14 protein-coding genes are annotated in these 15,082 nt (G+C 68.3%); 3 read left to right on the top strand and 11 right to left on the bottom strand.

Annotated features, from left to right (window positions below; translation table 11 throughout):
* Position 1: 1 nt before the first annotated feature.
* Both AC6CHL_RS16770 and glnA read right to left on the bottom strand, forming a co-directional pair.
* Complete coding sequence (locus tag AC6CHL_RS16770) at positions 2-340, bottom strand: P-II family nitrogen regulator (RefSeq protein ID WP_026070924.1); 339 nt, start codon at positions 338-340, stop codon at positions 2-4.
* A 344-nt stretch (positions 341-684) separates the two neighbouring features.
* Complete coding sequence (gene glnA, locus AC6CHL_RS16765; protein WP_038691327.1) at positions 685-2,094, bottom strand: type I glutamate--ammonia ligase; 1,410 nt, start codon at positions 2,092-2,094, stop codon at positions 685-687.
* 221 nt (positions 2,095-2,315) lie between these two features.
* On the opposite strand from glnA, the gene AC6CHL_RS16760 reads away from it, so the two are divergent.
* Complete coding sequence (locus tag AC6CHL_RS16760) at positions 2,316-3,110, top strand: undecaprenyl-diphosphate phosphatase (protein WP_038692685.1); 795 nt, start codon at positions 2,316-2,318, stop codon at positions 3,108-3,110.
* Between the two features lie 72 nt (positions 3,111-3,182).
* Complete coding sequence (locus AC6CHL_RS16755) at positions 3,183-4,022, top strand: META and DUF4377 domain-containing protein (RefSeq protein WP_038692687.1); 840 nt, start codon at positions 3,183-3,185, stop codon at positions 4,020-4,022.
* Between the two features lie 141 nt (positions 4,023-4,163).
* On the opposite strand, the gene AC6CHL_RS16750 is transcribed toward AC6CHL_RS16755, so the two are convergent.
* From AC6CHL_RS16750 to AC6CHL_RS16710, 9 genes are all read right to left on the bottom strand, one after another.
* Positions 4,164-4,775, bottom strand: a complete 612-nt coding sequence (locus tag AC6CHL_RS16750) for a YbhB/YbcL family Raf kinase inhibitor-like protein (protein WP_448132689.1) — start codon at positions 4,773-4,775, stop codon at positions 4,164-4,166.
* Between the two features lie 10 nt (positions 4,776-4,785).
* Positions 4,786-6,855 carry a tetratricopeptide repeat protein gene (locus AC6CHL_RS16745; RefSeq protein WP_038691330.1) on the bottom strand — a complete coding sequence of 690 codons (2,070 nt, stop codon included), beginning with the start codon at positions 6,853-6,855 and terminating at the stop codon, positions 4,786-4,788.
* A gap of 58 nt (positions 6,856-6,913) precedes the next feature.
* The gene (locus AC6CHL_RS16740) at positions 6,914-7,903 is read right to left on the bottom strand and encodes a YheT family hydrolase (protein WP_038692689.1); all 990 of its coding nucleotides are present in this window, start codon (positions 7,901-7,903) and stop codon (positions 6,914-6,916) included.
* A gap of 56 nt (positions 7,904-7,959) precedes the next feature.
* Positions 7,960-8,751, bottom strand: a complete 792-nt coding sequence (locus AC6CHL_RS16735) for a lysophospholipid acyltransferase family protein (RefSeq protein WP_038691332.1) — start codon at positions 8,749-8,751, stop codon at positions 7,960-7,962.
* A 181-nt stretch (positions 8,752-8,932) separates the two neighbouring features.
* Positions 8,933-9,370 (bottom strand): hotdog fold thioesterase, encoded by a 438-nt coding sequence (locus AC6CHL_RS16730; protein ID WP_498295411.1) that lies wholly within the window; start codon positions 9,368-9,370, stop codon positions 8,933-8,935.
* Positions 9,371-9,395: 25 nt separating this feature from the next.
* A complete protein-coding gene (locus AC6CHL_RS16725; RefSeq protein ID WP_498295410.1) occupies positions 9,396-11,450 on the bottom strand; it encodes a phospholipase D family protein in 2,055 nt (684 codons plus the stop codon).
* Complete coding sequence (locus AC6CHL_RS16720; protein ID WP_354283197.1) at positions 11,447-12,037, bottom strand: YceI family protein; 591 nt, start codon at positions 12,035-12,037, stop codon at positions 11,447-11,449. Before AC6CHL_RS16720 ends, AC6CHL_RS16725 begins: the two co-directional genes overlap by 4 nt.
* A 3-nt stretch (positions 12,038-12,040) precedes the next feature.
* Positions 12,041-12,517, bottom strand: a complete 477-nt coding sequence (locus tag AC6CHL_RS16715; protein WP_038691340.1) for a SixA phosphatase family protein — start codon at positions 12,515-12,517, stop codon at positions 12,041-12,043.
* Positions 12,518-12,534: 17 nt separating this feature from the next.
* The gene (locus AC6CHL_RS16710) at positions 12,535-13,167 is read right to left on the bottom strand and encodes a nucleotide-binding protein (RefSeq protein ID WP_498295409.1); all 633 of its coding nucleotides are present in this window, start codon (positions 13,165-13,167) and stop codon (positions 12,535-12,537) included.
* A 130-nt stretch (positions 13,168-13,297) separates the two neighbouring features.
* Here AC6CHL_RS16710 and AC6CHL_RS16705 point away from each other — a divergent pair, with 130 nt between their 5' ends.
* Positions 13,298-14,782: an AAA family ATPase gene (locus AC6CHL_RS16705; RefSeq protein WP_448132685.1), complete on the top strand. Its 1,485-nt coding sequence runs from the start codon at positions 13,298-13,300 to the stop codon at positions 14,780-14,782.
* The last annotated feature ends 300 nt before the right edge of the window (positions 14,783-15,082 follow it).

The raw sequence follows: 15,082 nt of genomic DNA, 5'->3' as shown, positions 1-15,082 counted from the left end.
GTTAGAGCGCGTCAGCGCCGATTTCGCCGGTGCGGATGCGAACGACCTGTTCGACCGCGGTCACGAAGATCTTGCCGTCACCGATCTTGCCGGTGCCAGCCGCGTTCTGGATCGCTTCGACCACCGCGTCCAGGCGGTCGTCGGTGACCACCGTTTCGATCTTGATCTTCGGCAGGAAATCCACGACGTACTCCGCGCCGCGATACAACTCGGTGTGGCCCTTCTGGCGCCCGAAGCCTTTTACTTCGGTCACGGTGATGCCCGACACGCCCGCATCGGAGAGGGCCTCGCGGACCTCGTCGAGCTTGAACGGCCGGATGATGGCGGAGATCAGTTTCATGCGCATGTCCCGATGGTGGATGGAACCGGCGGTGTGTTGCTGGCCGGTGTCAGGTCAGCGGGCGGCCACTTGCACATGGCCGCCCCCTGGTGCGCCGAACGATGCATGGGCCTCGCCACTGCCGGGGCCCTTGCGGGCAACGGTAGCGGTGACGCGGGAGGGAGGAGGGGCCCATGGCACGCGTCCGGTCTCTCTTGCCCCTGGTGCAGCGGACCAACGGTCCGCTCTACCGCACATAACGGACCGGCGGTCCGTTTTACACGTGCCTTGCCGGCTCCCCAGCCGGAAAAGCAGTGACGATGACGAAGGTGGGAGGGAGGGCCTTCGTCATCGTCACCGGTTGCTCAGTTGGCGTAGTACATCTGGTACTCGAGCGGGTGCGTGGCGGCGCGGAAGCGGGTCACTTCCTGCATCTTCAGCGCGATGTAGCCGTCGATGAAGTCGTCGCTCATCACGCCGCCGGCCTTCAGGAACTCGCGGTCCTTGTCCAGCGCTTCCAGGGCCTGGTCCAGCGAGGAGCAGACCTGCGGGATCAGCTTCTCTTCTTCCGGCGGCAGGTCGTACAGGTCCTTGTCGCTCGGTGCGCCCGGGTCGATCTGGTTCCGGATGCCGTCCAGGCCGGCCATCATCAGCACGGTGAAGGTCAGGTAGCCGGACTGGATCGGATCGGGGAAGCGCATTTCGATGCGGCGCGCCTTCGGGTTGGACACCCACGGAATGCGGCACGATGCCGAGCGGTTGCGGGCCGAGTAGGCCAGCATCACCGGGGCTTCGAAGCCCGGAACCAGGCGCTTGTAGCTGTTGGTGCCGGAGTTGGCGAAGGCATTGATGGCCTTGGCGTGCTTGAAGATGCCGCCGATGTACCACAGCGCCATCTGGCTCAGGCCGCCGTAGCCGTCGCCGGAGAACAGGTTGGTGCCGCCCTTGGACAGCGACTGGTGCACGTGCATGCCGCTGCCGTTGTCACCGACGATCGGCTTGGGCATGAAGGTGGCGGTCTTGCCGTTGCGGTGGGCGACGTTCTTGATGACGTGCTTCATGCGCAGCAGTTCGTCGGCCTTCTGCACCAGGGTGCTGAACTTCGTGCCGATCTCGCACTGGCCCGCGGTGGCCACTTCGTGGTGCTGCACTTCCACTTCGATGCCGACCTGTTCCAGGGTCTTGCACATTTCAGCGCGCAGGTCGTGCAGCGAGTCGGTCGGCGGCACGGGGAAGTAACCGCCCTTCACCGCCGGACGGTAGCCGCTGTTGGCGCCGTCGTACTTGTCACCGGTGCTCCACGCGGCTTCTTCGGAATCGATCTTGAAGAAGGTGTGGCCCATGTCGTTGGCGAAGCGGACCGAGTCGAAGATGAAGAACTCCGGCTCCGGGCCGAAGAAGGCCTGCTCGGCGATGCCGGAGGACTTCAGGTAGGCCTCGGCGCGCTTGGCGATGCCGCGCGGGCAGCGGCCGTACGGCTGCATGGTGGCCGGGTCGAGGATGTCGCAGCTGATCACCAGGGTCGGGTCGGCGTAGAACGGGTCGATGTAGGCGCTGGCCGGGTCCGGGAGCAGGACCATGTCCGATTCGTTGATGCCTTTCCAGCCGGCGATCGAGCTGCCATCGAACATCTTGCCTTCTTCAAACAGCGACGGCTCGACGATGCTCACCGGGAAGGTGACGTGCTGTTCGATACCGCGCATGTCGACGAAACGCAGGTCGATGAACTCGATCTGGTTGTCCTTGATCAGCTTCTCAACGTTTTCCACGGACATCGGTGAAACCCTCGGATGGATGATTGCGTAGGTGAGTAGAGCAATCGCCGTGCCAACTTTTTATTCTTCACAAGTCGTTGATTTCATTGGCCGCGCACCCGGATCGCCGCGGAACCCGCCGCACCACAACGGTGCAACGGCCGCACCACGCACACATTTGGTGCGGCGTTTGATGTTTTATGCTTTACCGCGATTTCATCCATTCCGAGTCCCAGCACCCGATGTCCGACCTGCTCTCTGCCCTGTTGTTGGGCATCCTCGAAGGCCTTACCGAATTCCTCCCGATCTCCAGCACCGGCCACCTGCTGATTGCCCAGCACTGGCTGGGCGCGCGCTCGGACTTCTTCAACATCGTGATCCAGGCCGGCGCGATCCTGGCCATCACCCTGGTGTTCCGCCAGCGGCTGTGGACGCTGGCCACCGGCCTGCACGAGCGCGCCAACCGCGACTACGTGATGAAGCTGGGCACCGCCTTCCTGGTCACCGCCGTGGTCGGCCTGCCGGTACGCCTGGCTGGCTGGGAGCTGCCCGAGACGGTCACCCCGGTGGCCTGGGCGCTGATCATCGGCGGTATCTGGATGATCCTGGTGGAAACCTACAGCGCGCGCCTGCCCGACCGTGACGAGGTGACCTGGAAGGTGGCCATTCTGGTCGGCCTGGCGCAGGTGGTGGCCGGGGTGTTCCCGGGCACCTCGCGTTCGGCGGCGGCGATCTTCATCGCGATGCTGTTTGGCCTGAGCCGGCGCGCGGCGGCCACCGAGTTCGTGTTCCTGGTGGGCATTCCCACCATGTTCGCCGCCAGTGCCTACGCGTTCCTGGAAATGGCCAAGGACGGCAAGCTCGGCAACGAGAACTGGACCGACGTGGGCGTGGCCTTCCTTGCCGCCGCCGTCACCGGCTTCGTCGTAGTGAAGTGGCTGCTGGGCTATATCAAGTCCCACAAGTTCACCGCGTTTGCGTTCTATCGCATCGCACTCGGCGCGGCACTGCTGCTGTGGTTGCCTGCTGGCAACTGAACGCCGCCGGTACCTGCCTGACCCCGTTTCGTACGCTGCACCGTTTTTCCCCGGGTTCCCAAGGAGATGTCCATGAACCGCACCCGCACCCTGATGCTGATCCTGCCGCTGGCCCTGATGGCCGCCTGCAGCAACCCGTCCACCACCGCACCGGCCGGCACCGGCAGCGATGACCTCGCCCCCGCGCCGACGGCGGCCGCCACTACCCAGGCCGCCGCCAAGCTGGACGTGCAGCGCCTGCAGGGCAACCACTGGCTGCTGGACAGCGCCACCGATGCCAGCGGCAAGCGCGTGGACGCCCTGTTTGCCCGTGCCGACAAGCCGGTGACGCTGGACTTCAACGACGGCCGCCTGTCGGTCAGCAACACCTGCAACCGCATGGGCGGCGGCTATACGCTGGCCGACGGCACCCTGACCGTGTCGCCGATGGCCTCGACCATGATGGCCTGCACCGACAAGGCGCTGATGGCGCTGGACCAGGCCGTGGGCTCGCGACTGGAAGGCGCACTCAAGGCTGAACTGGCCGGCCAGGGCCAGCTGACCCTGCGCACCGCCGCCGGCGACGTGCTGGTCTTCACCCCCGAGCCGACTGCCGAAACCCGCTACGGCGGCGAAGGCGAGACGGTGTTCCTGGAAGTGGCCGCGAAGACCAAGCCGTGCTCGCACCCGATGATCCCGGACATGCAGTGCCTGCAGACCCGCGAAGTGGCCTTCGACGACAAGGGCCTCAAGCAGGGCACCCCGGGCGCGTTCGAGAACTTCTACGGCACCATCGAGGGTTACACCCACGAAGACGGCGTGCGCAACGTGGTGCGTGTGAAGCGCTACAAGATCGCCAACCCGCCGGCCGACGCCTCGTCGCTGGCGTACGTGCTGGACATGGTGGTCGAGTCGGAAACGGTCAAGAATTGAAACGCGGAAGGGCGGCCAGAGGCCGCCCTTCTTCTTTTACCGGGTAGTGCCGGCCGCTGGCCAGCTCCTCATGAACCTTCGGAAGGGCCCATGAGGAGCCGGCCAGCGGCCGGCACTACCGGATCGGGGCGGCTGGGTTGATCAACCCAGCGCCGGGTTCAACGTATACGTGCCGTGCAACGCGGCCTCGGCCAGCACATGGCCGTGCATCGCCCGGTGCACATCGGCGGCGGTGAACGGCGTCGGCAGGTCCAGCTGCGCCACGTCCAGCGCGAACAGCCGGAAGAAATACCGGTGCACGCGTTCGTCGTTGAACGGCGGGTACGGGCCGTCGTAACCCAGGTACTGGCCGGCCATGTCCGGGTTGCCGGCAAACCAGCCGGTGAAGTCATTCAGGCCCTGGCGCGACCCGGCCGGTCCGGCCGGCGCGGTCTTGCCCTTGACCGTGAAGCCTTCGCTGCAGCTGCCGGCCACGATCTCTCGCAACGTGGCCGGAATGTCGGCCATGGCCCAGTGCACGAAGTCGGCGCGCGGCTGGTCGCGGGGCACGGTGCAGTCCTGCCGGCCCACCGTCTCCGGTACGGTCGGCACATCGGGGTCGATGCACAGCAGGGCGAACGAACGGGTGCCCTCGGGCACCTCGCTCCAGGCCAGCGGTGGGTTGCGGTTGGGGGCGAAGCCAGCGGCGTCACCGGCGGCAAATTCCGCCGCGATCGGCTGGCCATTCTGAAGGCGGGTGCTGCTCAGGCGCATGCGGAACTCCTCATTCTTCCGGGTAACCAAGGCGCACCGCAACCGGCGTCAGCAGCGCAAACGGCGCGGCCATCACCTCGCGGTACTGGCGCCAGTGGCCGGCCGGCAGGCGCGCCGGACCCAGCGTGGGCGCCGGCGGGAAGCGCATGCCGAACAGACGGCCAAGGTGCTCGGCCATCACGGCCGGGTCGTTGCCGATGCCATCGATGTTGACCAGCGCATGCGGGTACAGGTCCTGCTCGTGCAGAGTGGCCACCTGGGCCAACGAACGCGCCAGCCACTCGGCGGCTTCGTCGATGCCGTTGACCGCGAACGGCGCCGGTGCGCCATGCGCCAGCCAGTGCAGCAGCATGTCGCGCGGGTCGCGCAGTACGACCAGTAGGCGGCCTTCGGGCAGCTGCGGGCGCAGCGCCCACAACAGCGCGTTGTCCCACCACAGCAGCCAGTCGATCACATTGGCGTCGGCCAGCCCGCGCGAGGGCAGCTGTTCGCGCCACTGGGCCACCAGCTGCTCGGGGCTGAGCGTGCCGGTCGAGAGGTTCTGCAGGGTGTGGTAGCTCTGGAAGGCATCGTCGGGCGGGTTCTGGCCGAAACGGTCGCCACGCAGCACGTTGCTGGCCGCGGCGATGGCCGCGACCACGCGCTCCACGCCCGACCCCGGTGCACCCCAGACCAGCATCGGGCGGGCCACGGCGTCCTCGGCAATGGTGCCCATCTCCGGCCAGCTCAGCGGCGCCTTGGCCTGCGGCGGCAGCGGCAGGCGCTGGCCGGCTTCTGCGGCGTGCGCGCCAACCCAACTGCGCAGCGCGTCGGCATGCTGCCCGGCCTGGTCCTGGACGGCGCCCAGCCACGTACGTAGGGTGGACTTGGCTGCGTCCGGTGCGCTGTCATGGATGGCCTGCACATGGGCGACCGCCGCCTGCGGGTCGCGTGCCAGCAGGCCGTCCACGATGCGGGTCTCGCCGCTGGCGCGGCCCGGCTCAAGCGCCACGATGCGGCGTGCGATCGCCTCGGCCGCCTCGCCTTCGCCGGCCATGTCGTGCAGGCGCATGCGCGTTTCCAGCGCCGGCAGGTGCTCGGGCATGGCCTGCAGCCAGCGCTCGCCCACGGCAACCGCTTCGGCCGCACCCACCACTTCGATGGACAGCCGCGCCAGCCACAGGTCGTGCAGCTGCGTGTGGGTGTCCAGCAGCGCGTCCAGGGTGTCGCGGGCCTGCTGTTCGCGGCCCAGGCGCTGCCAGGCCATCAGCAGCAGCTGCAGCGTGTGGCGATCGGCGGGCGTCTGTTCCAGCACCGGCAACAGGTGCTCCAGCGCCTGCAGCGGCTGGCCGGACTGCAGTTCCAGCTCACCGGCCAGGCGGCGCGTGGCCGGGGTGTCGCCGTCGGGCTCGGCCAGCACCTGGCGCAGCGTGGCCGCGGCTGATTCGCTGTTGCCCTGGCGCAGCGCCAGCTGCACCAGCAGCGCGCGCAGCGAGGTCACGGCCGGATTGAGCTCGATCACGCGCCGGAACGCCTGCTCGGCGAAGGCCAGCATGTCCTTGCTCATGTAGGCAAACCCGAGCGCGTACAGCACCCGCGCGTCATCCGGCAGCGCACGTGCGGCGGCCGACAGCAAGGCCAGCGCGCGGTCGCCCTCGCCCCGGCGCAGCGCGATCATGCCGTTCAACGCCGCAAGTTCGGGGCTGTCCTCGTCCAGGCGGGCGGCGGTGCGGGTGATGCGCTCGGCTTCGTCCACGTCGTTGCGGAGCAGCGCCATGTGCGCCTGCATCAGGTAGGCCGAAAGCTCATTGGGATTGAGCGACGCGGTGCGGTCCAGCGCCGACCCGGCCGCGTCGAACTGGCGCAGGGCCAGCAGCAGGCCAGCGTGCTGCAGGTGCAGGTCGGCGTTGTCCGGCGCCAGCGCCAGGGCCTGCTGCAGGCTCTCCAGGGCGGCGTCGTACTGGCCCTGCTGCTGCAGCGACAGCGCCAGCCAGCGGTGCGCCTGCGGCTGCTCCGGCTCGTCGGCGGTCCACTGGCGCGCAAGCTGCACGGCATCGTCGGCCGCATTGCGGCGCAGGGCTTGGAGGATCTTGTCTTGCATGACGGTCCAGCGTGGGTCAAACCCCGATTGTAGAGCACGCCCGCCGGGCCAAGCTCGCTCAGCGCACGGCTTCGGCGCGCAGCCGCTGGGAGACCCAGCGTTCGGAGAAGCCGTCGCCGCGCCAGTTCTCCAGGAAGCCGCAATGGCCGCCCCACGGGGCGATTTCCAGGTGGGCGTGGGCCGGCAGGCGCCAGCCGTCGAAGGTGGCGAACGGGATCACCGGGTCATCCTGGGCCATCAGGATGTCGGCCGGCACGGCCAGCCCGGCCAGCCGGTCACCGGCAATCGAGTACCCGTCGAAATACGCCTGCAGCGAGCCGAAATCGGTGTGGTGCTCGACCAGCCAGGCGGTCAGGGCGCGGATGTCCAGCTTGAGCACCCGGTCGTCCCAGTCGCTCAGCTCGGGGAACAGGTCGCGCTTGCGGCGCAGCGAGCCGGCCCATTTGCGCCGGAAATACCAGTCGTACATCGCCGGGCCGTTCTCGATGCTCTCCATGGTGATGGCCGGGTCCAGCACCGGGCACACCGACGCCACCCGGCGCAGCGGCACCCCCGCCGATGGCGCGCGCAGCGCCAGGCGCAGCACGAAGTTGCCGCCCAGCGAATACCCGGCCGCGACCAGCGGCAACTGCGGCCAGCGCTGGGCGATGTCGCCGGCGGCCTGGACCACTTCGTCGATGCGGTTGGAGTGGAAGATGCCCGGGTTGAGGTGGTGGGTGTTGCCGTGGTCGCGGAAATTCAGCCGTACCACGTCGAACCCTTCCTCCAGCATGCGTGCGGCGGTCATGCGCATGTAGCTGGACTCGGCACTGCCTTCCCAGCCATGCAGCAGCAGCGCCATGCCGATCGGCTCGCGGCCTTCCACGTGGCTGTGCCAGCCCTGCAGGCGCACACCTTGCCCGCCGTCCAGGATCAGCTCTTCGGTCATCGCCCCGGTGGCGGCAAGCAGCATCAGGCCGCGCTGCATGCGCATGCGGCTGGAGCTGAGCATCGACTGCAGGTGCGGATTGCGCAGCCAACGCGGCGGGCGGTAGTCGGCAGCGGTCAACATGGGCGGCAGCCTGCTCCCGGTTGCGACGCTGGCGCGTGAAGGGCCGACATGCGCTACTCGGCGTTCATCGCCGCCAGGATGCGCGTCCGCGAAGTTTCAGCGATGCGGCGACGGCCTTCCAGGTCGTGCGTACCAATGGGCGCGAGGAAATGCACCTCGGCGCGGCGGGCCGGCTCACCGAGCAGGCGCAGGAAATTGGCGAAGAAACTCTCGCCCGGGCCGAACGCCACGATGGTCTGGGCGTCGCCGCGCCAGCCATAGCGCAGCGCCACCGGCTGCACCGGGACCTGGGCTTCCACCGCGGCCTGGAAGATGCGGGCGTGGAACGGGCCCACTTCATGGCCGCCGCGGGTGCGCCCCTCGGGGAACACGCCCACGGCCTTGCCCTCGCGCAGGCGTACCACCATTTCCTGCATCACCCCGCCCAGCGACTCGGTGCTGCCGCGCTGGTGGAAGATGGTCTGGCCGCGGGCGGCCAACCAGCCCACCACCGGCCAGCTGGCGATCTCGCGCTTGGCCACGAACCCCATCATGCGCTGGCTGTGCAGCATGTTGATGTCGACCCAGCTGACGTGATTGGCCACGAACAGCACCGCACCCGGCAACGGCGTACCGATCCGGTGCAGGCGGAAGCCGAAGATCCACATCAGGCCGCTGGACCATGCATTGACCGCGACGTGCTCGAACGGACGGTTGCCCACCCGCATGACGCCCCACGGGGGCAGCATGGCGATCAGCAGCATCGGCAGGAACAGCAACAGGTGGACCAGCAGCAGCGGTACGCGGTACAGGTAACGGCACACACGCGCCACGCCGCCACGTGAGGCCGGGGTGGGGGAATTCATCCGCGCACGATACCCGAGCGCCGCAGGGTCTGCCAGCCGCAGACGGCCAAATCGATAACGCGGGAGGGCCAGCGACCGCAAGGGGTCAAGCCGCTGCCCGGTTGCGGCACAGCGCCCACGCCGACAGTGCGCCGGCGCACTGTGGCGACCGACGCAACACAGCATCCATGCAGTGCAGCGATCAGGCCGGCGCGACCGCCGGAACCACGGCCAACGTCAGCCGTGAGGTGCACACCAGGCGGCCACCTTCGTCTTCGATACGGATATCCCAGACATGGGTGCGGCGGCCCACGTGCACCGCGCGCGCGGTGCCGGTGACCACGCCACCGCGCATGGCGCGGATGTGGTTGGCGTTGATCTCCAGGCCGACACAGACCTGCTGGGTGGTGTCCACGCACAGGTTGCCGGCGCTGCTGCCGAGCGTTTCGGCCAGCACCACCGAGGCGCCGCCGTGCAGGATGCCGTAGGGCTGGCGGGTGCGCGCATCCACCGGCATGGTGGCGCTGATCCAGTCCTCACCGGCGGCGGTGAAGACGATGCCCAGGTGGTCGATGAGGGTGTTGCGGCTGAGTGCGTTGAGTGCCTCGATCGACACCGCCTCGCGGAATACCTGGGACATGCAGCAGCTCCGTGGAACCAAGGGTTTACAGGATGGGCACCAGGCCGGCGCCGAAGGCGGTCAGCATGCGTACCAGCAGCCATTTCGGGCCGACGTTGACCTCGGGGAAGTCGCCGACGGCCACGTAGCACTTATGGAAATCCTCGTGCTGGCGGCGCAGCGGCGCCGGGCAGTCGGGGCCGGGCTTGAATTCGTAATCGGTGGCGTAGCGCCACGGCCAGAAATCCAGCACGGGCAGTGCTTCGGATGCCTTGCCGACGCTGTAGTTCAAGCCGGACAACACCGGCGGCTTGGTGCGCGGCGCCACCACCCACGAGTTCTGCGGGTGGATGTCGCGCAGGATGCTCTGCGCCAGCGCTTCGGCAAACACCGGGTCGTCGATGATCACCGCGCCTTCGGTGTTGTAGTTCTCGCTGCGCGGATCGAAGTTGTGCGTGCCGATCACGCCGATGCGGCGGTCCACCACCATCGACTTGGCATGCAGGCCCATGCGCGCACCGGTGCGGGTGACCGGCAGCGGCTTGTTGACCGCCTTGGTGCCCAGGAACGACGGCCGGGTTTCGGCGCGCAGCACGCGGCGTTCGACCACGCTGCCGTCGGTGCGGCGGCGCGCGGCCGGGCCGGGGGTTGTCTGGCGCGGGGTGGCGCTGGCCGTGGTGTCCGCGTCGGGCTCACTGCGCCGGCGCTCGCCGTTGCCGGCACTGCCGCGTGCATTGCTCCCCGCCGCGCTGCCACCGATCAGGCTGCTGCGCTTGCCGTCCGACGGCGGCGCCTCGCCCAGCGGGGCCGGCAGCAGGTTGCGGTAATCCACCGGGGCATCCAGCGGGAACGGCTTGTATTCGTAGATGTTGAAGCCCAGCTCGCGCAGGTTGCGCCGCTTGTACTTGTAGGACAGCGCATAGACGATCGGGTTGTCGGTGGCCGCCAGGCTGTTGGACGACACCACGATGCGCGGCGGCTGGGGGCGCTTGCGCAGGTCGGAGAACAGCTTGCGGGCGGGCTTGGACAGCACCAGGTAGGGCGTCTGCAGCAACACTTCGGTCTGCGCGCTGGAAATCAGCGCGTCCAGCTGCGGCTCGGTGACGTGCTGGCCGTTGGCCGGTTGGCTGGCCCGTTCGCGGCGGTGTTTGCGCGGCAGGTCGGCCACGTAGCGCACCGATGCCACCGGCAGCGCGGTGTCGACAAACGCCCGGGTGACATACGCCGGGTCGTCGGCTTCGGCGCTGACCCGCGCGATCCGCTGCGGGTGGCGGAACTCGGCCGGCGGCATCGGCGGCGCACCGTTCTTGAGCAGCAAGCCGCCGACATCGTTGAGGCGTTCGGCCGGCACGCTGCGCGGCGCGCGCCAGAAGGCGTCGAAGTTGGCCGCCATCTCGCGCACTTCCGGGCCCGCCACGAGGACGTCGCGGTCGCGGAAGTTGTATTCGCTGTCCCAGTCGTAATAGTCGTCCTGGTAGTTGCGGCCGCCCACCACGCCCAGCGCATCGTCGATCACCAGCAGCTTGTTGTGCATGCGCTGGTTGAAGCGACGGAAGCAGCACAGCACGCTGCCGGCGTAATCGAAGTAGTTCAACCGCGCCTTGCCGAAGGTGGGGTTGTACACCCGCAGCTCGAAGTTCTGGTGGCTGCTGGCCAGCGCCCCGAGGATTTCCAGGTCCGAGATCGCCGAGAGCTGGTCGATCAGCACCCGCACCTTGACCCCGCGCCGGGCCGCGCCCAGCAGTTCGTCCAGCACCAGCCGGGCGCTGTCGTCCTTGTCGAAGATGTAGGTCTGCAGGTCGATGCTGCGGGTGGCGCTGCGGATCAGGTTCAGCCGCGCCACCAGCGACACCTCGCCCTCATCGATGATGGTGGCGTAGTGCTGCGGGGCGGCCTCGGTGGAGGCGGCAAACGCCTTGCCGCCCAGGCCACGCAGCGGCGAATCGAGCGCGCAGCGGTCCGGCTGGCTGCACTCGACCACGGTTGAACGGGCCTGCACGGCAATGCCGGCCGCGCGCTCGCGCTCGGCGTTGGACAGCGACGCACAGCCACTGACCAGCAACAGCAGTGCCAGCAGCACGATCTTCAACAATGGGTTCACGGTTTCGGCGCCTCGCTCAGACGCGCTCGCAATACGAAGGTCACTCGATCACTCAAGGCTAGCTGCCAGCTGTCCATTCCATACCGGCCTCGCTGCACATTGCCGCGGCTGACCACGTCGCAATCATACCCGGCCCGGGGGCACTCCGCCGGTTCGACCCGCAGGGTCTCCGGGTGGCTTACCCCGCGCAGGATCAGCCTGCCCTCCACCCCGCCGCCCTTGTCCACGACCTCGGGCCAGTAGGGCACCGAGTCGAACTCGACCACCGGGTAGCGCGCCGAATCGAAGAACTCTTCGCCGCGCATCCAGCCGGTGTAGCGGGCCTTGCCGGGGATTTCCACGTAGCGGGTGAACATCCGCAGGTGCACCTGGTGGCGCCCGTCGGACAGCACCTCGATACGCCCCTCGAAACGCGGGAACACCCCTTCGATGCGCTGCCCCAGCCGGGTGCGGATCTCGAAACCGAAGCGCGAGCGCGCGGTATCGAACTCCAGCACCTGGCGCGGGGCAGGCGCCGGTGGTTCAGCGCAGGCCGCTTCGGCTGCCAGTGCCAGCAGGCAGCCCAACAACACGCGCACTACCGCCATGGGCTACGGCCACCAGAACGCGGTCAGGGTGGCCACGCCGGGCTCGATGCTGGCCTTGCCGTCCACCGACAGCACCGCGATGCCGCCCGGCGGCATGCCGCGGTAATCGCTGCTGGTGCCTTCACTGAGCAGCGCCACCAGCTGTTCCAGGCCGGGGTTGTGCCCGACCACCAGCAGCCGGTCGACATCGCCACGGGCCTCGATCAGGCCCATCAAGGTGCCCGGGGTGGCGTCGTATACGGCATCTTCCAGGCGCTTTTCGACAAAACCGGTGATGCCCAGCACGGCCTCCAGGGTTTCACGGGTGCGCCGCGCCGGCGAGCACAGCACGCAATCGGGCAGCAGGTTGTTCTCCTTCAGCCAGCGGCCGGCCGCTTCCGCTTCGGCCAGGCCGATCGGTGACAGCGGACGGTCAAGGTCAGCCTGGCCGGTACTGGCGGCTTCGGCGTGGGCATGGCGCAGCAGGATCAGTTCTCGCATAAAGGCTCTCTTCCGGATCAGGCTTTCTTCAGCCACTTCAACAGTGGCTCCCAGTCACTCTGGTGCTCGCGCACCTGCGCGGAGCGGTAATCGAACAGGCTGCGTCCCAGCCCGACCATCACCACGTAACTCTGGCTGTCGCGCAGCTGCGCGACAACGTCATACGGCCACTCGGCCAGCATCTGGATGGCCTGCTGGGAGGTCTGGGTCCACGGCTTGGTGCGGTTGAGCACCAGCCCCACCGGCAGCGTGCGGCGGTGCACGCGCGGCACCTTGGACAGGCTGTTGAGGAAGCCGACGATGGCTTCGATGTCCAGCGCGGAGGGCAGCACCGGCACCACCACGGCATCGGCAACGTCAAGGAAGTGGCCCAGATCGTCGGCCAATGCCCCGGCCGGTGCGTCGATGATCACTTCGTCGGTGCCGTCGGGGATGAGTTTCTCCCAGGCCTTCTTGCGGTAGACGTCCACCGGCAGCACGGCGCTTTCCAGCACCGCGCGGCGCTGCGCCCAGCGGGTGCTGGAGCCCTGCGGGTCGGCGTCGGCCAGCACGGTCCGTTTGCCGTCCAATGCGGCATGCGCCGCCAGGTGGGTGGCGACGGTGGTCTTGCCCACCCCACCCTTGGAACCGGCTACCAGGATCGTCTTCATGCCAGCCTCGCTTCCGGGGAACGTCGTCGCAGCGTACACCGCCGTCCGTGACGGAGATAGTCGCACTGCTGAACCCCTGCACCGGCCGGCGCTTTGCTATCGTGCGCGATCCAATGGACTGCAAGCCGGCATGAGCGAGTTACAGGACCTGAGCGCGCTGATCCGCGCCAACACCCCGCTGATCATCATCGAGACCCAGGACGAGGGTCGCATCGTGGAGCTGTTCCGGCAGACCCTGATGCATGTCTGGCGGGCCCTGCACCGCTGGTCCATCACCGAGGGCCTGCGCCGCATCGACATGGACCGCGAGGACGACGCGGTTGGGCCGCCCGATGCCAGTTCGGCCCTGCAGATGATCCGCCAGGCCGAGCAGCGCGGCATCTACCTGCTGCTCGATTTCCATCCCTACCTGGGCTATGCCAGCCACCAGCGCGCGCTGCGCGACCTGATCCAGCGCCGCCACTGCGAAGCCCACGTGCTGGTGCTGATTGGTGCCAAGGTCGAGCTGCCGGCCGAACTGGAAGCCCTGGCCACCCGCTTCAACCCGCGCCTGCCCGACCTCAACGCGCTACTGAAGATGCTGCGCGAAGAGGCCGAAGCCTATGCCCGCGAGAACGGCGGGCGGCGGGTCGAAGTGGACAACGAGGCGGTCAAGAAGATCCTGCACAACCTGCGCGGCCTGAGCATGGTGGACGCGCGACGCATCGGCCGGCAGCTGATCTTCGCCGACGGCGCGCTCAGCCAGGACGACCTGCCGCAACTGGCCCGGCTCAAGTTCGAGCTGCTCAACCGTGCCGGACACCTGCACTTCGAATACGACACCACCCGCTTTGCAGACGTGGCCGGGGCCAACCGGCTCAAGCGCTGGGTGAACCAGCGCCGCCCGGTGTTCCTGGGGGGCCAGGGCCCCGCCGGGCTGGACCCGCCCAAGGGCATGCTGCTGCTGGGGGTCCAGGGCTGTGGCAAGTCGATGCTGGCCAAGGCCACCGCCGCCGGCTTCGGGGTGCCCCTGCTGCGGCTGGATTTCGGCAGCCTGTATGACAAGTACCACGGCGAGACCGAGAAGAACCTGCGCGACGCCCTGGCCTCGGCCGAGCAGCTGGCGCCGTGCGTGCTGTGGATCGACGAGATCGAGAAGGGCCTGGCCAGCGGTGGCGAGGACGGCGGGGTGTCACGGCGCGTGCTGGGCTACCTGCTGACCTGGCTGGCCGAGCGCAAGGGCGCGGTGTTCATCGTGGCCACTGCCAACCAGGTGCACGAGCTGCCCGCCGAACTGCTGCGCAAGGGCCGCTTCGACGAGATCTTCTTCGTCGACCTGCCCGATGCCAACACCCGGGTGGAGCTGCTGCGCCTGCACCTGGGCCGGCGCCAGCTCAATGCCGACGATTTCGCGCTGCCGGCCCTGGCCGCCGCCGCCGACGGCTTCTCCGGTGCCGAGATCGAGCAGGCCGTGGTGGCCGGGCTGTACGCCGCCCATGCCGAGGAACGCGTGCTGGATACCGACCTGCTGATGGCCGAGATCCGCAGCAGCCGGCCGCTGTCGGTATTGATGGCCGAACAGGTCACCGCACTGCGCGAATGGGCGCGCGGCCGCACGGTAAGCGCCGACGGGTAAACGTTCGGCGCCTCGCCGACGTTCGCCGACCCGCCGACGTAGAGCCGACCGTTGGTCGGCTGACGCGCGCGGGCGGGGTCGGTGGCCCTGGTAGAGCAGCCGACCAACGGTCGGCTCTACCGGTTCCTATGAGGTAAACGTTCGCCGACACGCCGACGTAGAGCCGACCGTTGGTCGGCTGACGCGCGCGGGCGGTGTCGGTGGCCCTGGTGGAGCAGCCGACCAACGGTCGGCTCTACCGGTTCCTATGAGGTAAACGTCCGCCGACACGCCGACGTAGAGCCGACCGTTGGTCGGCTG

The sequence above is a fragment of the Stenotrophomonas sp. GQ19 genome (genome assembly GCF_059758695.1).
The sequence above is the reverse complement of the archived record's forward strand: the minus strand, read 5'-3'. Positions and strand labels throughout refer to the sequence as shown.